Raw genomic sequence first — 22,872 nt, 5'->3', positions numbered from 1 at the left:
TTTTTGTGAGAACCGACCGCATGTACAAACTTGAAGTCCAAGACCTGCATAAACGCTATGGCAGTCACGAAGTGCTCAAGGGCGTGTCCCTGAAAGCGGCGGCTGGCGATGTGATCAGCATCATCGGCTCCAGTGGCTCCGGCAAAAGTACCTTCCTGCGCTGCATCAACCTGCTGGAGCAGCCGCACGCGGGCAAGATCCTGCTCAATAACGAAGAGTTGAAGCTGGTGGCGAACAAGGACGGCGCGTTGAAGGCCGCCGACCCGAAACAGCTGCAACGCATGCGTTCGCGCCTGTCGATGGTGTTCCAGCACTTCAACCTGTGGTCGCACATGACGGCGCTGGAAAACATCATGGAAGCGCCGGTCCACGTACTGGGTGTATCCAAGGCCGAAGCACGGGAGAAAGCCGAGCACTACCTGAACAAAGTGGGCGTGGCACATCGCAAGGACGCCTACCCGGGTCACATGTCCGGCGGCGAGCAACAGCGCGTGGCGATTGCCCGTGCGCTGGCGATGGAACCCGAGGTGATGCTGTTCGACGAGCCGACCTCGGCGCTGGACCCGGAGCTGGTCGGTGACGTGCTGAAAGTCATGCAGGCCCTGGCCCAGGAAGGCCGGACGATGGTGGTGGTGACCCACGAAATGGGCTTCGCCCGTGAAGTGTCGAACCAGTTGGTGTTCCTGCACAAAGGTGTCGTCGAAGAAAGCGGCAACCCGCGTGAAGTGCTGGTGAACCCGCAATCGGAGCGCTTGCAGCAATTCCTCTCGGGCAGCCTCAAGTAATCAAGACTGCCGGTGTGCACCGCGATAGTGCATGCTTCGCAATCTAAGGCCGGCCCTGCCGATCTCCTGTGGGAGCGAGCCTGCTCGCGAATGCGGTGTGACATCCAACGCAAATGTTGACTGATCCACCGCTTTCGCGAGCAGACTCGCTCCCACAATTAGATCTGAGCCGGTTTGAGATTTGTGTTCATTTACGGGCTAGCATTGGCCCATGCCTTCATCACTGTTCTTCGTTTCGGATTGCCCACCCATGACTGCCCATCGAATTGGTTTCCTGATTTGGCCCAGCACTAAAGCACTGACGCTTGCGCTGGCTGAGGAGGCCTTGCGTGTTGCCCAGCGTGTGCATCCGGACGTGGTCTACGAACTGTCGTTCTTGCAGGCCGAACCGCCAACCGAAAGCGCCTGGCAATTGCCCGGCGAAGCCTGGACCGGCAAGCTCGAAAACTTCCAGAAACTGTTCCTGCTCGCCGACGAGCCTCCGACGACTCTGGCGCCGGCGCTCAGCAGTGCGTTGAAGCAACTGGTGCGTTCCGGGTGTGTCATCGGTGGCCTGTCGGCCGGTGTCTATCCATTGGCGCAACTCGGCTTGCTCGATGGCTATCGCGCGGCCGTGCACTGGCGCTGGCAGGATGATTTCGCCGAACGCTTCCCGAAGGTCATTGCCACCAGTCATCTGTTCGATTGGGATCGCGATCGCCTGACTGCGTGTGGCGGCATGTCGGTACTCGACCTGTTGCTGGCGGTGTTGGCCCGTGATCATGGTGCGGAGCTGGCCGGTGCGGTGTCGGAAGAACTGGTGGTCGAGCGCATCCGCGAGGGCGGCGAGCGTCAGCGCATCCCATTGCAGAATCGCCTCGGCTCCAGCCATCCGAAGCTCACCCAGGCCGTGTTGCTGATGGAAGCCAACATCGAAGAACCGCTGACCACCGACGAAATCGCCCAGCATGTGTGCGTGTCCCGTCGACAATTGGAGCGGATCTTCAAGCAATACCTCAACCGTGTGCCGAGCCAGTACTACCTGGAGTTGCGCCTGAACAAGGCCCGGCAGATGTTGATGCAAACCAGCAAGTCGATCATCCAGATCGGCCTGTCGTGCGGCTTTTCCTCGGGGCCGCATTTTTCCAGTGCCTACCGCAACTTCTTCGGCGCCACGCCGCGGGAAGATCGCAACCAGCGACGCAGCAGCAGTCCGTTCGAGTTGTCTTCAGTGCCGTCGGAACGCGGTTGACTGCCCTTTAAAAGGCCATGCAATTGCATCCATGGCCTTGCACGATCAAGCGCTTTCCCTCTCTACGTCAGGCGGCCGGTTGCCTGGCCTCGGCATGCCTGCCACAGCGTCGATCCCCAGGGTGTTTCCCGTCTCATGAAAGTAAGTGGCAATACGCTGCAGGCTTTGTGCGGTAAACGGATTGCCTCTGAAGTTGTAGTTCGCGGTGAGATCTGGATTGGCCTGCATCAGCTCGACCGGCATCTCGGTAACGGCGTTACCGGACAAATCGACTTGTACCAGGTTGGGACTCTCGAACAATCCCTTCGGTACATCCCTGAGCCCAGTGTTGCTCAAATTCAACGTGGACAATTGCTGCAGGTTACGCAGGTCGGGCGTGCGGCGCAGTGGGTTGCCGCTGAGGTTCAGGCTGTCGAGATTGATCATGCCCGCCAGTGCATCGCGTGAGTTGCGCGAAAGCGTGATACGACATTCCGGCAGGCTCAGCGCGGTCAAGCTGTGCATCTTGAAGACCGCCTGTGGAATGTCGTCGAGTTGATAGCCCCGTATAGCCAGGCTGCTCAGGTTAGGGAAGTAGTCCAGAAATTGGCCGGCCCTTGGGGCAATGTTCCCGGTGCTTGTCAGGAAAAGCTCCAGTACATGCCCGAAATCGGCCGTCAGCACGGGCAGATCACCCATGATTGAGAGGTTGGATGAAAAGCCAAAATCGCTGGTCGAGGCGTTTTCTGTCGGTATCTGGCGCCAGCACCGCTCGAGATTTTCCTTGAAGGTTTTTCTTTTGAGTTGTTCCTGCAGCAACTCTTCGCCGCTGAGGGGGTGGCCGGTGATGGGGTGGTCGGGAATATTCGTGGTCCATACCTCCAGATCGCTGATCAAGTCGGCGAGTTCGGTTTGCTTGCGTGTCAGTTCAATGCGCCCATCGATCAGGGTGCCTGGCAGACGATAGATGAGTTTGCTGGCTTGCTCGATGTCCAGTGCGGGATAGAGTTCAATGGTTTGATCGATATCCGCCAAGGGAGCCAAAACGCCAAAATCATTTTCGGTTTGACGATAATGGGTTTTTATCCGTTCCCGGACCGGTGTGGACAGTGGATTGTGGCCAAAGTCGAAACCGTCACTGACGTCGGCGGCCAGGTTGAAGAGTTCATCGGGTAGCTCAGTGATCCGGTTGCTGCTCAGGAGGGCTGTTTCAAGTTGTGGATGGTTGAGCAGCCCAGGGGGAATGCGATCAATGCCCGTGCTGGAAAGATCAACGAATCTGAGTGCCAGCAGAGTGCTTAGATCCGGGATGCGTTCCAGTGGGTTGTCGAACAGATCCAGCAGGGTCAGATGGGCGCGTGATGCAAGCATCGCCTGACCTTCGGCATCCAGTACCACGCCGCAATGGCTCAATACCAGTTTTTCGAGCGAGGGCATACGAGTGATCGCCTGCGGTATGCCGCCCAGTTGGAAGTCGCGCATTTCCAGATGTTCCAGGCCAGTGAAGCACTCAAGGAAGCCAGACGAGGCTTGCAGGGCATTGTTGCCGATAAGGGACAGTTGCGAGACATAACTGAAGTCGGCAGTTAACGCGGGCATATCTCCCATGAAGGGCAGATCCGCTCTGAATGCTTGCACCCTCATTTCGGGTGCCGCAATGTCCCTTTGGCGCCAGAATTGCACGATCTCGTCGGAAAACTGCTTCCGGTTGCTACGTTCTTCGCTCAATTCCATGGCGCGCAGAGGTTGGGCGGTGGTGGGGGATAGCGCCGGGACGTCATCGGCCCAAGCGCTGAGTTCATCGGTCAACCAGGTGATTTCCTCCTCCCAGCGTGTCAATTGAGTGCGACCGTCTTCCAGCGATCCAGGCAGTTTGTAGATGACATGACTGGCATTTTTGTTATCAAGCTGTGGAAACAGGACTCGTGCCCGATCGATATCAGCCTGATTGGCCGGTACGGCGAAGTCGTACTTGTGCTCTGCGTAGTGGGTTTTGATCTTGTTACGGCTGGCTTCGGACAGCGGGTTGTTGGCCAGATTGAGCTCCTCTATGAGGTCCGTGTCGAGGCTGAAGAGCGTGTCAGGGAGATGGGAAATCAGGTTTCCATCCAGCAGGGCGGTGCTCAAATGTTCAAGCTTGGTGAATCCATGCGGCAAGTTGGAAATACCGGTATTGGACAGTCGAATTTCGTTCAACAAAGGCATGGCGCTCAGGTCGGGCGAAAGACCCAGCGGATTACCGCTCAGATCCAGCAACTCGAGATGACCGAGCGATGAAAGCGCTGCCTGGCTCTGGGGCGTAAGCGCCATCTGGCAACTGCGCAGTCTCAATTCCTTGAGACCCTGCAGACGTGTGATTGCCGTGGGTATTCGATCGAGTGAAAAGTTGTGCAGACGCAGGGTGTGCAGGTTCGGGAACAGTTCAATAAACGGGTCGATTGCGCGGATCGCAACGTTTGCGTTCAAGGTCAGGCTGGATACATGGCGAAAATCCGCCGTGAGCTGAGGCATATCGCCTGAGAAGGTCAGGTTCGCTTCGAATACCGTTTCGCGCGCGCGAGACGATTGCGATCGACGACGCCAGAATTGCTCCAGCGCCTGCCTGAACTCGGCCCTGGAGACGTAGTCGGAAAACCGTTGGTCGGCATTGCGCGGTTGTCCAGTGACAGGGTGATGGGCAGGCACATCGCGTTCCCATGCCCTGAGGTCGTTACTCAGTTGCGTGAACTCGGCGTTCCAGTGCCTGAGTTGGACCCGGCCGTCTTCCAGTGTGCCGGGCAAGTCATAAATCACATCACTGGCGTCTTGTGCATCCAGGGCAGGAAACAATTGTTGCGCAAGCTCGATATCGGCCTGGTCAGCCCACACACCCAAATCTTGCCCGGTCGAACGGAAGAAGGCCTTGATCTGTTCCCGGCTTGCCAGCGAAAGGGGGTTGTCGGCGAAATCAAAGCCATCCAGACGATTGAGTGGAAGATTGAACAGCGCTTGCGGCACTTCAGGCAGCAGGTTGTTATTGAAAATAGCGGATTGCAGGAGCGGATGGTCGGCCAACCCGGCAGGAACGCTGGTAATACCGGTATTGGACAGGTCCAGATACGTCAATTCGGGCAGCGTTGTCAGATCGGGGGGCGTACCCAAGGGATTATGGGATAGCTCCAGCGTTTGCAGCTTTTGCAACGAAGTCAGTGCTGCCTGAAAGTCGGGGGTGAGCACCACGCCGCAATTTTCCAGAGTCAAGGTGTCAAGGTCCGGCATGCGGGTAATAACCTGGTGTGCCTGATCCAGGGCAAAGTTGTTCAGATGCAGGCTGCGCAGCCCCAAAAACCTTTGCAGGAATGGGGTGGTTGCGCTGATCGTGGTGTTGCCTGTGAGGGTCAGGTGGGCGATGTGGCTGAAGTCTGCCGTGAGTATCGGCATGTCGCCCATGAAATTCAGCTGCGAGCTGAAGTGGACCTGATCGTTACTCGGTCTGTTGCGCCAGAGCTGCTCCAGTTGTTGGCTGAAGGCTTCTCTTGCGACCTGTTCGGAGAAGGTTTCATTAATGTTCAACGGGTGCCCGGTGCCAGGGTGATTCAGCGGAACATCGGTATTCCAGCGCGAAAGGTCGCCAGTCAAACGATTTATTTCCGCTTCCCATTCGGTGAGTCGTGCTCGACCCTGCGCCAGGGGGCCGGGAATGCGATAGAGCAAATCAGTCGCTTGAGTGACATCCCTGTTCGGAAACAGGGCGATCACCCGATCGATATCGACCTGTTCGGGAAGAATCCCGAAGTGTTTTCCGGTCCGGGCGTAGTAAACCTTCACACGCTCACGCATGGCGGGCGTCAGCGGGTTGTGTCCGAAGTTAAACCCGTCGGCGAGGTCTGGCTCCAGCGTGAAGAGTTCCGCGGGCAGTTCGGTGATCTGGTTGTCAGTGAACAGGCCTTTGGTGAGCTGAGGGTGGTCCAGCAGTCCGGCGGGGGCAGCGGTAATACCCGTTCGGCTCAGTTCCAGGTATCGCAACGAGGGCAGGGTATGGATGTCGAGAGGAAGCGCCAGTGGATTGTTCTTTAGGTCCAGCAGCGTAAGCTGACGCAATGACACCAGCGTTTGCTGATCGGCGGCGGAGAGCGTGATGCCGCCATTGCGCACGATTAATTGTCGCAGCGTAGGCATTGCTGTAATCGCGCCTGGCAGTTTCGCCAGGGCGAAATTCTCGATATGCAGATGCAGCAGCCTGGGGAAACCCTGCAGAAACGACTCGAGAGATGCATGACCGGAACCGCCCATTATCGTTAGCGCGCTGACGTGGCTGAGGTCGGCATTCAATACCGGGAAATCACCGAACAACGGACCTTCAATGTGCAGCACATAGCCAACCGTTGTGCGTGTTTCCTTGCGCCAGCATTTCTCGATGTCTGCCTTGAAATTCCTGCGATTGAGCGAGGCGATCCGGCGTTGCTCTGCGGTCAACGCAAGCCCGCTGACGGGGTCGTTGTCCGGTATGTCGTTTGCCCAACGGTGTAAATCGTTGACGAGTCGGGTGTATTCGCTGTTGAGACGGGAAAGTTCTGCGCGAACACCGGCAGGATGGTTTTGCAGTTGTGAAATCAGCGCCTCGATTTCTTCAGGAGAATGCCCTGGATACACCTCGCGTGCGCGGTCCTGCAAGGTGCGATTCTGTGTATCGACGATGCGTCGATATCCGTCCGAACCCACCAGGCGGAGGGTGTCCACGACCGGGGTTGGTATTGGCTGGGGCGATATCGCCACGCGAAGCTCGCTGCGCTCCAGTGGTCGAGCGCGAATGGCTTCTTTGAGTCTGGGACCCTGGCCAATGTGAATGTCCAGCGCGCGGCGCTCTGAGTCGGGCAGGGCGTGCAGGATGCTGGAGTAAAAGTCGGTGGAAGGACTCAGTGCCTCGCCTCGATGGTTGTAGGGCTGCCATTTGCCATCGGACTGTCGAACCAGCACTTTCTGTTCGGGGGCGTCTACCCGACCGGTACTATCGAATGGTTGTCCCTCGTATTCACCTTCGCGAAGCTCGATGCGTACCTCGCCGGTCCAGCCGTCCAGCCGTTGCAGGCTATGCAAGGCCAGGGTATCGGTATCAGGGTTGTTTAGAGAGTCCAGCTCAAGTCCTTCAAAGGCGCGGTTGACACGCACTTCCTGGCTCGCCAGCTGCATCAGCGCTTGCTGACGTTCGGGCAGCCTGCCTTCGCTGATTTGCTGAAGTTCTGTGGTCGAAGCGGTGATGAGCAGTTCCCTGGTGACGCTGGCAGGCAGTTGCCGATCGTGTTGAGCGAGTTTCTGTGCCAGAGGATCGTTGGTTGTCTGCAGCGCTTCATAGCGGGATTCGAACATCGACGGTCGTTGTTGCCGCGCAACCTTCGCCAATTGTTTGCGCAGCGTTCGGGTTCGCACCTCCAGTGCGAGAGGGGGGCCGTTGGGCACTTCTCCCAAGAGCGTTTTGATTTCGCTTTCGTCCAAGGATCGAAGCAGCGTTCCAAGCGGGTCCCCGTTTAGCAAGCTGTCCTGACGAAGGACTGTCAGCGGCAGGGTTTCGTCGGTCGAAGACGTCCAGGCGATATCACCTTGTTCATCCACCCAGCCCAGCCTTTTTCGGGGTGGCCATTGGTCATGCTCTGTGAGTAGTTGCAGTTGAGTCACAGCGTCGGCCTTGAGGTACTGTTGCGGCTGTTCGCTGTCCAGCTGCTCGATGAACTGCTGCAGGTCCTGATCGATCCGAAAGCGCTTGATGCTATCGGCCAGCAGTGGGGGAAGCGGCTCCTGATTGACATGCATTTTGCGCAGCGCATCTTCGGTGCAGCCACTGACCTGGAGAATCTGCTCGCGCCGGGCAGGCGAGAACCCGTCGACAGCAGGACCGATCCGTCGCAACGCGGTGGCGGTGTCCCATTCCAGCGGTTGCTCAAGCTCAGCGTGCCATGCGCCTTCGCCATTGTGGCGCAGGGTTGGTTTGTAAGCATTTGGCCTCGTCGGGTGGTCAATGCGGTACTGGCCGGAGACTGGATCTTCACTGACGGCAAAGTGGGCTTGGTCAATGGGCAACAGTTGCACTTGCTCATCCAGATGCAGCCCCAGGGCGTTGGCCCGCGATTGTGGAACGTCTTTTTGCTCGTAGGTCGTAAGGTCCGGCTTCCAATAGCGGGTTTGACCGTCGGGCAATTCGACCTTCTTGAATCGATCAATGAATGCAACGATCTCTTTGGGTAAAACCTTGTGGTATTCGCCGGCCGCTATGGTGCCGCCTATCGCAAAGGCCCCCAGTTGTATCAATGCTTCCAAGCTCCCCATCAGGTGTTCGAACGCTTCGGTGGTTTGCCCTTCGGCCCATTCGATAATGCCTTCGAACGTTTCGTCGAGTAATTGATACGCCATGTAGGCCATCATCGCTTCACCCAGCACCGGCACGAACGGTGCGACGATGAACGCGGCAGCCTGGAGAATGGCGGAAGCGATGTTGGCGAAAGAATCCCACAGCGCCCAGCGCGCTTTTTGATCGGCAGTGGCTGTCGAGACCGCGATAACACGAGCGTCGTTGAGGATCTTGCTTAGTTTGGTCTCATACAGGTGCCTCCACAGTGGGGGGGTGATTGCCGTGGTCACAAACTGCAGGTTCGGTTTGTCGATGGGCGTTTCCCGCCATGTGGGCAGGGAGCTTCCCGGAACGGGTTCATGCCACTCCAGTTTGCTCAGGCGATGATTGAGGTTGGCGAAGAACACGCCTCGCTTCTCGTGGTCGACAAAGCGGCTGAAAAACCGCTGGTAATCCTTGGAGCGCAATTTGCGGGTCAGCTCGACCGTCATCTCTTTTGGGGAGGCGTACTCCTTGAACGGGTGCTCGGGGTCATCCGGTACATACGCCACCACGCGACTTGTCTGTCGACTCTGCTCAAGGTCGGGGACAAATACCACGATGCCGGTGAGGTTGGCGGACAGCATCGTCAGGTCATGGCACTGCAATGCCTGTCCATCGATGCGCAGACCTTGCAATTCATCGAGCTGCCCGCCGATCAGGCGGAAGTATTCTTCACAGATATCGTCGTTCATTCGCGCCCATTGCAAGGCGGCCATCATTGCGGCTTTTTGACTTTTGTTGATTTTGACTTGCAGCGCCGTTGCGGCGACCGGTTCGCCCAGGCCAAGGTTTTCGCCGAGATGGCTTGCGTACCGGGCTCCGATGTCCAGTTCCCGGCACAGTTGAATAAACGCCGGGATGCTCAGCTTTTGCTTGATGGCGGGCAGGGGGGCGAACTGTCCTGTCTGCGTGGGGGCGGTGATATAGGTCGAGTGGGACTCATAGGCATCATCTTCGGCCTCCTGCTCTTCGAAGTTGTGCAACGCCGCGTCCAGCAGCGACACCGTCCAGGCGCGGGCGCCGCCGGTTTTGACCGAAAACCAGGGGATGGTCGCGGGTATGTAAAGTCGCAGGTAGGTGTTTCTGACGTCCAGTTCCAGGCCGAAACGGCTGCTTAAGGCCGCTTTGAGCAAGGGTTCGGCAAAGGTGCTGGCGTCTTGCAGGTGCGCCAGCCGTTGGTCGACATCATTTTGTGCCGTCCAGTGGGTCGCGTTGAGTGCCTTCATGTCCTGGTGCAGCTTGGCCGGCGCAGCCTTCAGGCGGTCGAGGAGCTGAGGTTGAGTGTTCTTCAAGGCCATGCGTCTGGCGGGCGAGGCGTGGCCCAGCCATTCGGGCAGTGCGTTCTTCAGGTGTTGATAGTGACTATCGGGGTTTTGCGCAGACAACGTGTCGGTTGTCGCTGCGGGCTTTGGTCCTTGGGGCAATTTCATCGTACCAATCCTTGAGTATTTAAGAATGCCCAAGCAAATCAGAACGTGGCGCTCAAGATGCGGTACATAGTTAGGGCATGGGCCGTTGGCGCAAATCAAATCCCGGCAACCCTGCCGCTAACCCTGCCAGGCAGTTAAACTGCGCCTTTGCGACCCTATATGTCGCATTGCCGTAAACCCGGGGAAATCCGGGGTTTGCGCTATAAGAAGTTGTCGCTTGGCGGCAAGGCCGGGCTGAAAACTGTCCTTACAATCCCCCCCATCGCTCGCCAGTTTCAGGTGAGTGTTTTCTCTTCAGGAGACTCCGATGTCCGTTGAGCACGCTGCGGTACAACGCGCCGATTTCGACCAGGTTATGGTTCCCAACTACGCGCCTGCCGCCTTCATTCCTGTGCGTGGCGCCGGTTCCCGCGTCTGGGACCAGTCCGGTCGCGAGCTGATCGACTTCGCCGGCGGGATTGCCGTAAACGTATTGGGCCATGCGCACCCGGCGCTGGTCGGTGCCTTGACCGAGCAGGCCAACAAGCTGTGGCACGTGTCCAACGTGTTCACCAATGAGCCGGCGTTGCGCCTGGCCCATAAGCTGATCGATGCCACCTTTGCCGACCGTGCCTTCTTCTGCAACTCCGGCGCTGAAGCCAACGAGGCCGCCTTCAAGCTGGCCCGTCGTGTTGCTCATGATCGTTTCGGCACTGAGAAGTACGAAATCATCGCGGCCCTCAACAGCTTCCACGGGCGCACCCTGTTCACCGTGAACGTCGGTGGTCAGTCGAAGTATTCCGACGGGTTCGGTCCGAAAATCACCGGTATCAGCCACGTGCCGTACAACGATCTGGCCGCGTTGAAAGCTGCCATTTCCGACAAGACTTGTGCCGTGGTGCTGGAGCCAGTCCAGGGTGAAAGCGGCGTGATCCCGGCTGAGCTCGAATACCTGCAAGGCGCCCGCGAACTCTGCACCGCGCACAACGCGCTGCTGATTTTCGACGAAGTGCAAACCGGCATGGGCCGTACCGGCAAACTGTTTGCGTACCAGCATTACGGCGTGACCCCGGACATCCTGACCAGCGCCAAGAGCCTGGGCGGCGGTTTCCCGATCGCGGCGATGCTGACCACCGAAGACCTGGCCAAGCACCTGGTCGTCGGCACCCACGGCACCACCTACGGCGGTAACCCGCTGGCATGCGCGGTCGCCGAAGCGGTGATCGACGTGATCAATACCCCTGAAGTGCTGGCCGGCGTCAACGCCAAGCACGACAAGTTCAAGGCGCGCCTGGAGCAGATCGGCGAGAAGTACGGCCTGTTCACCAAGGTGCGTGGCCTGGGCCTGTTGATCGGATGCGTGTTGAGCGACGCCTGGAAAGGCAAGGCCAAGGACATCTTCAACGCCGCTGAAAAGGAAGGCCTGATGGTGCTGCAAGCTGGCCCGGACGTGGTGCGTTTCGCCCCGAGCCTGGTGGTGGAAGACGCCGATATCGACGCTGGTCTGGACCGCTTCGAACGTGCCGCGGCAAAACTGACGCAAGCCTGATAGACCCTTCGACGCCTGATCGTTCAGGCGTCGAACCAAATTTTTGTTTCGGGCTGAATCAAAAGTGTGGGAGCCAGCCTGCTGGCGATGAGGGCCTGATAGCCAACATCATTGTTGCCTGACAGGACGATATCGCCAGCAGGTTAGCTCCCACAGTTGACTCTGAGTTGTTTCAGGGATGGCCCGGGATTTTTCTTCTGTAAGTTCTGAGATTAAGGAGTGACACCATGCTGGTGATGCGCCCCGCGCAAATGGCTGATCTGGGCGAGGTACAGCGTCTGGCTGCGGACAGTCCGATTGGTGTCACTTCCTTGCCGGATGACGTTGAACGCCTGAGCGACAAGATCGCTGCGAGCGAAGCCTCGTTTGCCGCCGAAGTGAGCTTCAACGGCGAAGAGAGCTATTTCTTCGTCCTCGAAGACACCGACACCGGCAAGCTGGTGGGCTGTTCGGCAATCGTTGCCTCCGCCGGTTATTCCGAGCCGTTCTACAGCTTCCGTAATGAAACCTTCGTTCACGCTTCTCGCGAGCTGAAGATTCATAACAAGATTCACGTGCTCTCCCAGTGCCATGACCTGACCGGCAACAGCCTGCTGACCAGTTTCTACGTGCAGCGCGAGCTGGTGGGCTCGCCTTGGGCCGAGCTCAATTCCCGTGGACGCCTGCTGTTCGTGGCCAGCCATCCGGAGCGCTTTGCCGATTCCGTGGTGACCGAGATCGTCGGCTATAGCGATGAAAATGGCGACTCGCCGTTCTGGGATGCCATTGGCCGCAACTTTTTCGACCTCAACTACGCTGAAGCCGAGCGCCTGTGCGGCCTGAAGAGCCGAACGTTCCTGGCCGAACTGATGCCGCATTACCCGATCTACGTGCCGTTGCTGCCGGACTCCGCGCAAGAAGCGATGGGGCAGGTGCATCCACGTGCGCAAATCACCTTCGACATTCTGATGCGTGAAGGCTTCGAGACTGATCACTACATCGATATTTTCGACGGCGGCCCGACGCTGCACGCCCGTGTCTCGGGGATCCGCTCGATTGCCCAGAGCCGTGTGGTGCCGGTGAAAATCGGCGAGCCGGTCAAAGGTGTCGGTCGCCAGTACCTGGTGTCCAACGGCCAGTTGCAGGATTACCGCGCGGTCTTGCTCGAGCTTGATTACGCGCCAGGCAAACCCGTGACCCTGGATCTGGAAGCGGCCGAAGCCCTGGGCGTCGGTGAAGGTGCGAGCGTGCGCCTGGTGGCGGTTTAACGCCTGCGTCAAAAAATGCCTGAAAAGCAGCGAGTTTCACGGGTGGCGCAAGCGGCCCGTTTGAGGAGATAGCATGATCGTTCGTCCCGTACGCAGCAGCGATTTACCCGCTCTGATCGACCTGGCCCGCAGCACCGGCACCGGCCTGACCACTTTGCCGGCCAACGAAGAGCGTCTGGCCCATCGGGTCGGCTGGGCCGAGAAGACCTTTCGCGGCGAAGCCGGGCGGGGCGATGCGGACTACCTGTTCGTGCTGGAAGACGACAATGGTCGCGTGGTCGGCATTTCCGCCATCGCTGGCGCCGTCGGCCTGCGTGAGCCCTGGTACAACTTCCGCGTCGGCCTGACCGTCAGCGCTTCGCAAGAGCTGAGCATCTACCGCGAAATCCCGACGCTGTTCCTGGCCAACGACTTGACCGGCAACTCCGAGCTGTGCTCGCTGTTCCTGCACGCCGATTTCCGCAGTGGCCTCAACGGCCGCATGCTGTCCAAGGCGCGAATGCTGTTCATCGCCGAGTTCCCGCAACTGTTCGGCAACAAGATCATCGCCGAGATGCGCGGTGTGTCCGATGACGCCGGGCGTTCGCCGTTCTGGGAAAGCCTGGGCCGCCACTTCTTCAAGATGGAATTCAGCCAGGCCGATTACCTGACCGGCGTGGGCAACAAGGCGTTCATCGCCGAACTGATGCCAAAATTCCCGCTGTACACCTGCTTCCTGTCGCCAGATGCGCGCAATGTGATCGGTCAGGTGCACCCTGATACCGAGCCTGCGCTGTCGATGCTCAAGAGCGAAGGCTTCAGCTACCAAGGTTACGTCGACATTTTCGACGCCGGTCCTGCGATCGAGTGCGAGACCGGCAAGATCCGCGCCGTGCGCGACAGCCAGGCGCTGGTGCTGGCCATCGGCACGCCGGGCGACGACGCCACGCCATTCATTATCCACAACCGCAAGCGCGAAGAGTGCCGCATCACTGCCGCACCCGCACGCCTCGCCGCCGGCACGCTGGTGGTCGACCCGCTCACCGCCAAACGTCTTCAACTCAACGCCGGCGATCAGGTGCGCGCCGTTCCGTTGTCTGCAGCCCGGGAGTCGAAATAATGAAGTCGCTATATATTGCAGGTGAATGGCTGGCCGGTCAGGGCGAAGCCTTTGAGTCTCTGAACCCCGTGACCCAGCAAGTGCTGTGGTCCGGTCAAGGCGCCACGGCCGCTCAGGTTGAATCAGCGGTGCAAGCGGCGCGTCAGGCGTTCCCGGGCTGGGCTCGCCGGCCCCTGGAGGAGCGTATCTCGGTGCTGGAAGCCTTTGCTGGCGCCCTGAAAAATCACGCTGACGAATTGGCCCGCACCATCGGTGAGGAAACCGGCAAGCCCCTGTGGGAATCGGCGACCGAAGTCACCAGCATGGTCAACAAGATTGCAATCTCGGTACAGAGCTACCGCGAGCGCACGGGCGAGAAGAGCGGCCCGCTGGGCGACGCCACCGCCGTCTTGCGTCACAAACCACACGGTGTGGTAGCGGTATTTGGTCCATACAATTTCCCTGGCCACTTGCCCAACGGGCATATCGTGCCGGCGTTGCTGGCCGGTAACAGCGTGTTGTTCAAGCCTAGCGAGCTGACGCCGAAAGTCGCCGAGCTGACGGTCAAATGCTGGATCGAGGCCGGTCTGCCGGCCGGTGTGCTGAACCTGCTGCAAGGCGCCCGCGAAACCGGTATCGCTTTGGCGGCGAACCCGGGCATCGACGGTCTGTTCTTCACCGGCTCCAGCCGCACCGGTAATCACCTGCATCATCAATTCGCCGGTCGCCCGGACAAGATCCTCGCGCTGGAGATGGGCGGGAATAACCCGCTGGTGGTCGATCAGGTCGCCGATGTGGACGCTGCTGTTTACACCATTATTCAGTCGGCGTTCATTTCCGCCGGCCAACGTTGCACTTGCGCACGCCGCTTACTGGTGCCGCAAGGCGCTTGGGGCGATGCGTTGCTGGCGCGATTGGTGGCGGTCAGCTCGACCCTTTCGGTCGGTGCTTTCGATCAGCAACCGGCGCCGTTCATGGGCTCGGTGATTTCCCTTGGCGCGGCCAAGGCATTGATGGAAGCCCAGGAGCATTTGTTGGCCAACGGTGCTCTGCCCTTGCTGGAAATGACCCAGCCTCAGGCTCAGGCCGCATTGTTGACCCCAGGCATTCTCGATGTGACCGCCGTGACCGAGCGCCCTGACGAAGAGCTGTTCGGCCCGTTGCTGCAAGTGATCCGCTACGCTGATTTTGAAGCGGCGATCGCTGAAGCCAACGACACCGCGTACGGTCTGGCAGCGGGGCTGCTGTCGGATTCCGAGGCGCGTTATCAGCAATTCTGGCTGGAAAGCCGCGCCGGTATCGTCAACTGGAACAAGCAACTGACCGGTGCTGCGAGCAGCGCGCCTTTCGGCGGTGTCGGCGCTTCGGGCAACCATCGCGCCAGTGCTTACTACGCGGCGGATTACTGCGCCTACCCGGTGGCCTCGCTGGAAACCCCGAGCCTGGTGTTGCCAGCAGCGCTTACACCTGGCGTGAAGATGGCGTGATGCCCATCGCCAGCAGGCTGGCTCCGACAGGTTCAGTGGTGTTCACACATTTTGTGTACCACGCTATCACTGTGGGAGTCAGCCTGCTGACGATGGCCGCGCCTTGGTCTCAAATCTCGTTACTGAAGCCATAACAACAGATTCTCGTGGAGCCTCGCTGATGAAATCCTATGAAGTCAATTTTGACGGTCTAGTGGGGCCGACCCATAACTACGGCGGCCTGTCCTACGGCAACGTCGCGTCCCAGAGCAACAGCCAACAGTCTTCGAATCCGAAGGAAGCCGCGCTGCAAGGCCTGGCGAAGATGAAAGCGTTGATGGACATGGGCTTTCAGCAAGGTGTGCTGGCGCCACAGGAGCGACCGGACGTGGCAGCACTGCGTCGCCTGGGCTTTGGCGGCACCGACGCTGAAGTGATCGAACGCGCGGCAAAAGACGCGATGCCGCTGCTGGTCGCCAGTTGCTCGGCGTCGAGCATGTGGGTTGCCAACGCCGCCACCGTCAGCCCGAGTGCCGACACTGCGGATGGCCGCGTGCACTTCACCGCCGCTAACCTCAATTGCAAATACCACCGCAGCATCGAACACCCGACCACCAGCCGCGTGCTGGGGGCAATGTTCGCTGACCAGAAGCACTTCGCGCACCACGCGGCCCTGCCGGCCGTGGCCCAGTTCGGTGACGAAGGCGCGGCCAACCACACCCGCTTCTGCCGCGAATACGGCGAAGCCGGTGTCGAGTTCTTCGTGTTCGGTCGCAGTGCCTTCGACAACCGCTACCCGGCTCCGCAGAAGTATCCGGCCCGCCAGACTCTGGAAGCGTCCCAGGCCGTAGCGCGTCTGCACGGCTTGAAGGATGACGGTGTGGTCTATGCCCAGCAGAGTCCATCGGTGATCGATCAGGGTGTGTTCCACAACGACGTGATCGCCGTGGGTAACGGTGAGGTGTTGTTCTACCACGAGGACGCGTTCCTCGAGACCGAACAGATGCTCGCTGAACTGCAGAGCAAACTCGCCAAGGTCGGTGGGAAATTTCAGTCAATCTGCGTACCGCGCTCTGCGGTAACCGTGGAAGACGCGGTTCGGTCCTACCTGTTCAATAGCCAACTGCTGTCGCGTCCTGACGGCTCCATGCTGTTGATCGTCCCTGAAGAATGCCATGGCAACGAACGTGTCTGGCAGTATCTGCAGGGTTTGACCAGCTCCGGCGGCCTGATCCGGGAAGTGAAAGTTTTCGATCTCAAGCAAAGCATGCAGAACGGTGGTGGCCCGGCTTGCCTGAGGTTGCGCGTCGCACTCAACGAAACCGAACTGGCGGCGGTCAATCAAGGCGTTATCATGACGGCACCGTTGTACGGCACGTTGACCGAATGGGTTAACAAGCACTATCGCGACCGCATGACCGAAAACGATCTTGCGGACCCGCAATTGCTGCTTGAGTGCCGGACGGCACTGGATGAACTGACGCAAATCCTTAAACTGGGCGCGGTTTATCCATTCCAGATCAATTGATCGACGGCGCGCTTTCGGGCACGACAGCGCGTCGCTTCATCTCCAATGAGAGCGTAATTACATGAGCGACAAACTGCAGCTGATCCTTGAAGACACCGACGGCACGCAACTGGAAACTTCCTGCACCCGCGTCGCGGTCATGTGGCAAGGCAAAGAGCTGTGGATCCAGCAAGACGGCCGCGGCCAATTGCTGATCGGCGTGGACGTCGAAGAAGGTGACGCCGAATACGCCAACCTGCTGTTGCGCCCATTGGCGACTAATCTGGTAAGTCTGCAACTGGAGATGGAACCGGCTGACCTCGGCGACGACGAGGATCACGTTCACGGCCCGGATTGCAACCACGACCACTAAGGAATCCGCTCTATGCTCGCCCTCGGCAAACTGCTTGAACTGACCCTCGCCGGCCGCGAACCGGCGGAGAAGACTCAACTGACTGTCGAAGGCGTGCGCATGCGCTGGTTGAGCGAGGGCGCGCTGGAAGTCCGACCGCCCGAAGCGCGCGACAATGGCCTGGATCTGCTGCTGTCAGCGGGGATCCATGGCAACGAAACGGCACCGATCGAATTGCTTGATCGACTGTTGCATGACATCGCTCGCGGCGATCTGAAGCCGCGCGCACGCATTCTGTTTCTGTTCGGCAACCCCGAAGCGATTCGCAAGGGCGAGCGTTTCGTCGAGCAGGACGTCAATCGGCTGTTCAATGGCCGTCACGAACAAAGCAGTGGCTCCGAAGCCTTGCGCGCCTGTGAGCTGGAGCGGCTGGCTGCCAGTTTCTTCAGCCTGCCGGATCGCCAGCGCCTGCACTACGACCTGCACACCGCGATCCGCGGCTCGAAAATCGAGCAGTTCGCACTGTACCCATGGAAAGAGGACCGTCAGCATTCGCGCCAGGAGCTGGCTCGTCTGCGTGCCGCCGGCATGGAAGCGGTGTTGCTGCAGAACAAGCCGTCCATCGTCTTCAGTTCCTACACCTACGACAAGCTCGGCGCCGAGTCTTTCACCCTCGAGTTGGGCAAGGCACGACCATTCGGGCAGAACGACGGTGTCAACGTGTCCCGGCTGGAAACCCGCCTCAAACAGATCATCGAAGGCACCGAACCGGAGTCGACTGAACAAGCGCTTGATGGGTTACAGCTGTTCAGCGTGGCGCGGGAAATCATCAAGCACAGCGACAGCTTCCGCTTGAACCTGCCGGCGGATATCGAAAACTTTTCCGAATTGGACGTGGGTTTTTTGCTGGCTGAGGACATCGCCAATACCCGCTGGATCATCGAGGAACAGGGCGCCCGGATCATCTTTCCGAACCCCAAGGTGAAGAACGGCCTGCGCGCCGGCATCCTGATCGTGCCGACCACCGACGAGAACCTGACCTGATATCAATACATAACCAATGTGGGAGCGAGCAAGCCCGCTTCCACATTTTTTTGGTGTTTAGACGGCTACCGCACGCGGCTCAGTGCGGCGCAACGCACGCACTTTGCTCAACGTATCCGCACAGGTCCTCGCCGCTTCCTGGCCTTTATGCACAAAATGCTCAAAGAAGAACTTCTGATGCTCTTCGCCAGCATGGAAGTGGTGTGGGGTCAGGGACACCGAGAACACCGGCACTTCGGTTTCCAGTTGAACCTGCATCAGGCCGCTGACCACCGACTGGGCGACGAATTCGTGACGGTAAATCCCGCCGTCCACCACCAGAGCTGCCGCGACAATGCCGGCATAACGGCCGGTCTTGGCCAGCAACTTGGCATGCAAGGGCATTTCAAAAGCCCCGCCGACTTCGAAGAAGTCGATGTCGGATTCCTGATAACCCTGGGCAATCATTTCCGCGACGAAGCCTTTACGGCTCTGGTCAACGATTTCCTTGTGCCAGCAGGCCTGGATGAACGCGACGCGCTCGCCCTGATGGTGTTTGCTTTTGCTGTCGATTGCGGTGGGTTGCATGTTCTGACTCCTGTTTGTGTGAAAAACAGGGCGTTATGAATCGAATGGGATTTAAGGGTACGCAGGCACGAGTGTCTGCGGACGGCGCTTAGGTATCGAGCCTAGGCGGCGCCAATCCCGTTCTCTCTTCATCCGGACTATGACCGTCGGCCCCGGGATCACACCGGGTCTGCTGACCTTGCCGCCAGTCACCGCCGAAGCCGTGCCGTCACCAAGCGCTCGCGGGCTATGCGCATTGCGCGCAATTACCGCCGGTGGGGAGTTGCACCCCGCCCTGAGAACGTTTTGCCGCCAGATTGTTGGGCGGCGCAGCGTTTTTAACACATATTTCTCACCTATGCATTGCTGCTATCTGATGATTGCTATCGAGTTTTTCGTCGAATGAATAAGCCTTTTGCACTTCAAGGGTTGATTATTCGTCGGCATGACCGCAGTAATTCCTACCTGAAAGGGATTTTCCCCTGCTAACCGAGGCCAGATTCATGAGCGTTATCGATCTTCGCAGCGACACAGTCACCCAGCCTACCGCCGGCATGCTCGACGCGATGGCCTCAGCGGCTACCGGGGACGACGTTTATGGCGAAGATCCGACAGTCAATCGTCTGGAAACCGAGTTGGCAAAACGCCTGGATTTCGCCGCGGCACTGTTTGTCCCGACGGGCACCATGAGCAATCTGCTGGGATTGATGGCGCATTGCGAGCGCGGTGATGAGTACATCGTCGGTCAACAAGCCCACACCTATAAGTACGAAGGGGGTGGTGCGGCAGTGCTGGGCTCGATTCAGCCGCAGCCACTGGAAATGCAGGCCAATGGTTCACTGGACCTGGCGCAGGTTGCCGCCGCGATCAAGCCGGACGACTTCCACTTCGCCCGCACCCGACTGCTGGCGCTGGAAAACACCATGCAGGGCAAGGTCCTGCCCTTGGAGTACCTGGCCCGGGCCCGCGGTTTTACCCGTGAAAACGGGTTGCAACTGCATCTGGACGGTGCGCGGCTGTATAACGCGGCGGTCAAGCTGGGTGTCGATGCCCGGGAAATCGCCCAGCATTTCGATTCCGTCTCGGTCTGCCTGTCCAAAGGCCTGGGCGCACCGGTCGGTTCGGTGTTGTGCGGTTCGGTGCAGTTGATTGCCAAGGCGCGGCGTTTGCGCAAGATGGTTGGCGGCGGCATGCGCCAGGCCGGGATTCTGGCGGCGGCGGGCTTGTATGCCTTGGATAACAACGTTCAGCGCCTGGCCGACGACCACGCCAACGCCCGATTGCTGGCCGAAGGCCTGCGCGCGGCGGGTTATGAGGTCGAGCCGGTTCAGACCAACATGGTTTACGTGAACATGGGCGACCGGGCCGAGGCGATCAAGGCGTTTGCCGCCGAACGCGGGGTCAAGCTCAGCGCCGCCGCACGCTTGCGGATGGTCACTCACATGGACGTCAGCGCTGGGCAAATCGAGCAGGTCGTCGCGACATTCGTCGACTTTTCCCGTAAGTGATAGCGTTAGCAGTCCAATTGACCGTTTCTATCGTATAAACACGCTGTACCCCGCGCGCAGGGCCGATATAATGCGGCCCTTTGCCGTCGTTTCGTCTGTTGACGTTTCGAACAGGCCTTTGGCCGCAGCCTCCGTGGAAGAACCTAATGAAAAGCGCAGAAATCCGTGAAGCCTTCCTTCGCTTCTTCGAAGAGCAAGGCCACACCCGTGTAGCCTCCAGCTCTTTGATTCCGGGCAACGACCCAACCCTGCTGTTCACCAACGCGGGGATGAACCAGTTCAAGGACTGCTTCCTGGGCCAGGAAAAGCGCGCGTACACCCGCGCCGTCAGCAGCCAGAAATGCGTGCGCGCCGGCGGCAAGCACAACGACCTGGAAAACGTCGGTTATACCGCCCGTCACCACACCTTCTTCGAAATGCTGGGTAACTTCAGCTTCGGTGACTACTTCAAGCGTGATGCAATCACCTACGCCTGGAACTTCCTGACCTCCGAGAAGTGGCTGAACCTGCCGAAGGAAAAGCTCTGGGTCACCGTCTACGCCAGCGATGACGAGGCGTATGACATCTGGACCAAGGAAATCGGCGTTCCGGCCGAGCGCATGGTTCGCATCGGCGACAACAAGGGGGCGCCATACGCTTCCGACAACTTCTGGACCATGGGCGATACCGGGCCGTGCGGTCCTTGCACCGAGATTTTCTACGATCACGGCGCCGACATCTGGGGTGGCCCACCAGGTTCGCCGGAAGAAGACGGCGACCGTTACATCGAAATCTGGAACAACGTGTTCATGCAGTTCAACCGCACCGCCGATGGCGTACTGCACCCGCTGCCAGCACCGTCGGTGGATACCGGCATGGGCCTGGAGCGGATCAGTGCCGTGCTGCAGCACGTTCACTCGAACTATGAAATCGACCTGTTCCAGAGCCTGCTGAACGCATCGGCCAAGGCCATCGGTTGCACCAATGACGCCCAGGCTTCCCTGAAAGTCGTGGCGGACCACATTCGTTCCTGCGGTTTCCTGATTGCCGACGGCGTACTGCCGTCCAATGAAGGCCGTGGCTACGTGCTGCGCCGGATCATTCGTCGTGCTTGCCGTCATGGCAACAAGCTGGGTGCCAAGGGCAGCTTCTTCTACCAGATCGTCGCGGCATTGGTCGCCGAGATGGGCGAAGCCTTCCCTGAGCTGAAATCCCAGCAGGCACACATCGAACGCGTACTGAAAGCCGAGGAAGAGCAATTCGCCAAGACCCTGGAACAGGGCCTGAAAATCCTCGAGCAGGATCTGGCCGAGCTCAAAGGTGACGTGGTGCCGGGTGATGTCGTGTTCAAGCTCTACGACACCTACGGTTTCCCGATGGACCTGACCGGCGACATCGCCCGTGAGCGCAGCCTGACCATCGACGAAGCAGGTTTTGAGCGCGAAATGGAAGCCCAGCGCGTCCGTGCACGTTCGGCCAGTTCCTTCGGCATGGACTACAACAGCCTGGTCAAGGTCGACGTCGACACCGAATTCACCGGTTACCACGCGACCAAAGGTTCGGCGAAAGTCGTTGCTCTCTATAAAGACGGGCAGTCGGTCGACGTATTAAGTGAAGGCGAAGAGGGCGTCGTGGTGTTGAACCAGACTCCGTTCTATGCCGAATCCGGCGGACAGGTTGGCGACTGTGGTTATCTGCAGGCCGGTGCTTCGCGTTTCGATGTGCGCGACACCACCAAGACTGGGGGCGCGTTCCTGCACCATGGCGTACAGGCTTCGGGCAGTCTGATCGTTGGCGCGCCAGTGGATACCCATGTCGAAGCAGAGGTGCGTCACGCTACTTCGCTGAACCACTCGGCCACTCACTTGCTGCACGCCGCGTTGCGTCAGGTGCTGGGCGATCACGTTCAGCAGAAAGGCTCGCTGGTTGACAGTCAGCGCCTGCGCTTCGACTTCAGCCACTTTGAAGCTGTCAAGCCTGAGCAGCTGAAGGCCCTGGAAGAGATCGTCAACGCTGAGATTCGCAAGAACTCCGCTGTTGAAACCGAAGAAACCGATATCGAAACCGCCAAACAGAAAGGCGCCATGGCGCTGTTCGGCGAGAAGTACGGCGACAGCGTGCGCGTGCTGAGCATGGGCGGGGATTTCTCCGTTGAGCTGTGCGGTGGTATCCACGCCAACCGTACCGGCGACATCGGCCTGCTGAAAATCATCAGCGAAGGCGGTGTGGCCTCTGGTGTGCGTCGTATCGAGGCAGTCACCGGTGCTGCGGCACTGGCCTACTTGAATGCGGCTGAAGAACAACTCAAGGAAGCGGCCAACCTGGTCAAGGGCAGCCGCGACAACCTGATCGACAAGCTGTCGGCTGTGCTGGAGCGCAACCGTCTGCTGGAGAAACAACTCGAGCAGTTGCAAGCCAAGGCGGCCAGCGCGGCCGGCGACGATCTGTCGGCGCAAGCGCAGGACGTCAAGGGCGTGAAAGTGTTGGCCGTGCGTCTGGACGGCCAGGACGGCAAGGCGCTGCTGGGGCTGGTCGATCAGCTGAAAAACAAACTCGGTCGCGCAGTGATCCTGCTCGGCAGTGTCCATGAGGAAAAGGTCGTTCTGGTTGCAGGCGTAACCAAAGACCTGACTGGCCAACTCAAAGCCGGTGATTTGATGAAGCAAGCCGCTGCGGCAGTGGGCGGGAAGGGTGGTGGTCGTCCAGACATGGCGCAGGGCGGCGGTACCGACGCCGGCGCACTGGATGCAGCACTGGCGCTGACCGTTCCATTTGTAGAGCAGGGTTTATAAGGCAGGGTGTCCGGCCCGCAGTCTAGTGGCGGGCCG

Annotated in this window: 13 protein-coding genes and 1 riboswitch; of the genes, 11 read left to right on the top strand and 2 right to left on the bottom strand. The window is 59.2% G+C overall.

Features of this window, described 5'->3' with window-relative positions; translation table 11 throughout:
• Positions 1-20 precede the first annotated feature (20 nt).
• Both AC07ZE_RS22985 and argR read left to right on the top strand, forming a co-directional pair.
• On the top strand, positions 21-785 hold the full coding sequence (locus AC07ZE_RS22985) for an ABC transporter ATP-binding protein (protein ID WP_007971015.1): 765 nt from the start codon (positions 21-23) through the stop codon (positions 783-785).
• Between the two features lie 250 nt (positions 786-1,035).
• The gene (argR, locus tag AC07ZE_RS22980) at positions 1,036-2,016 is read left to right on the top strand and encodes a GlxA family transcriptional regulator (RefSeq protein ID WP_207266743.1); all 981 of its coding nucleotides are present in this window, start codon (positions 1,036-1,038) and stop codon (positions 2,014-2,016) included.
• A gap of 45 nt (positions 2,017-2,061) precedes the next feature.
• Here the strand turns inward: argR and AC07ZE_RS22975 are convergent, their stop codons facing one another.
• The gene (locus tag AC07ZE_RS22975; protein WP_259331991.1) at positions 2,062-9,888 is read right to left on the bottom strand and encodes a dermonecrotic toxin domain-containing protein; all 7,827 of its coding nucleotides are present in this window, start codon (positions 9,886-9,888) and stop codon (positions 2,062-2,064) included.
• A gap of 208 nt (positions 9,889-10,096) precedes the next feature.
• On the opposite strand from AC07ZE_RS22975, the gene AC07ZE_RS22970 reads away from it, so the two are divergent.
• The 7 genes from AC07ZE_RS22970 to astE all read left to right on the top strand — a co-directional run bounded on the left by AC07ZE_RS22970 (position 10,097) and on the right by astE (position 18,011).
• Positions 10,097-11,317, top strand: a complete 1,221-nt coding sequence (locus AC07ZE_RS22970) for an aspartate aminotransferase family protein (RefSeq protein WP_207266742.1) — start codon at positions 10,097-10,099, stop codon at positions 11,315-11,317.
• Between the two features lie 227 nt (positions 11,318-11,544).
• Positions 11,545-12,564: an arginine/ornithine succinyltransferase subunit alpha gene (gene aruF, locus AC07ZE_RS22965; RefSeq protein ID WP_207266741.1), complete on the top strand. Its 1,020-nt coding sequence runs from the start codon at positions 11,545-11,547 to the stop codon at positions 12,562-12,564.
• Between the two features lie 73 nt (positions 12,565-12,637).
• Complete coding sequence (gene astA / locus AC07ZE_RS22960) at positions 12,638-13,663, top strand: arginine N-succinyltransferase (protein WP_207266740.1); 1,026 nt, start codon at positions 12,638-12,640, stop codon at positions 13,661-13,663.
• The gene (gene astD / locus AC07ZE_RS22955) at positions 13,660-15,129 is read left to right on the top strand and encodes a succinylglutamate-semialdehyde dehydrogenase (RefSeq protein WP_207267873.1); all 1,470 of its coding nucleotides are present in this window, start codon (positions 13,660-13,662) and stop codon (positions 15,127-15,129) included. Before astA ends, astD begins: the two co-directional genes overlap by 4 nt.
• 160 nt (positions 15,130-15,289) lie before the next feature.
• Positions 15,290-16,636 carry an N-succinylarginine dihydrolase gene (gene astB, locus AC07ZE_RS22950; RefSeq protein ID WP_207266739.1) on the top strand — a complete coding sequence of 449 codons (1,347 nt, stop codon included), beginning with the start codon at positions 15,290-15,292 and terminating at the stop codon, positions 16,634-16,636.
• Between the two features lie 61 nt (positions 16,637-16,697).
• Positions 16,698-16,988, top strand: coding sequence for a topoisomerase II (locus AC07ZE_RS22945; protein WP_175392293.1), 291 nt, complete (start codon positions 16,698-16,700; stop codon positions 16,986-16,988).
• Between the two features lie 12 nt (positions 16,989-17,000).
• Positions 17,001-18,011 (top strand): succinylglutamate desuccinylase, encoded by a 1,011-nt coding sequence (gene astE / locus AC07ZE_RS22940; protein WP_207266738.1) that lies wholly within the window; start codon positions 17,001-17,003, stop codon positions 18,009-18,011.
• 57 nt (positions 18,012-18,068) lie between these two features.
• Here astE and AC07ZE_RS22935 read toward each other — a convergent pair whose 3' ends face one another.
• Positions 18,069-18,578 (bottom strand): 6,7-dimethyl-8-ribityllumazine synthase, encoded by a 510-nt coding sequence (locus AC07ZE_RS22935; RefSeq protein ID WP_207266737.1) that lies wholly within the window; start codon positions 18,576-18,578, stop codon positions 18,069-18,071.
• A 115-nt stretch (positions 18,579-18,693) separates the two neighbouring features.
• Positions 18,694-18,864: riboswitch (FMN riboswitch) on the bottom strand.
• Positions 18,865-19,060: 196 nt separating this feature from the next.
• On the opposite strand from AC07ZE_RS22935, the gene ltaE reads away from it, so the two are divergent.
• Together ltaE and alaS are read left to right on the top strand one after the other, a co-directional pair.
• Entirely contained in the window at positions 19,061-20,065 is a 1,005-nt protein-coding gene (gene ltaE, locus AC07ZE_RS22930; RefSeq protein ID WP_207266736.1) for a low-specificity L-threonine aldolase, read from the top strand.
• Positions 20,066-20,211: 146 nt separating this feature from the next.
• Complete coding sequence (alaS, locus tag AC07ZE_RS22925; protein WP_207266735.1) at positions 20,212-22,836, top strand: alanine--tRNA ligase; 2,625 nt, start codon at positions 20,212-20,214, stop codon at positions 22,834-22,836.
• Positions 22,837-22,872: the final 36 nt, after the last annotated feature.

The organism is Pseudomonas sp. GW101-3H06 (assembly GCF_059424605.1).
This window is presented reverse-complemented; position numbering and strand designations above follow the sequence as displayed.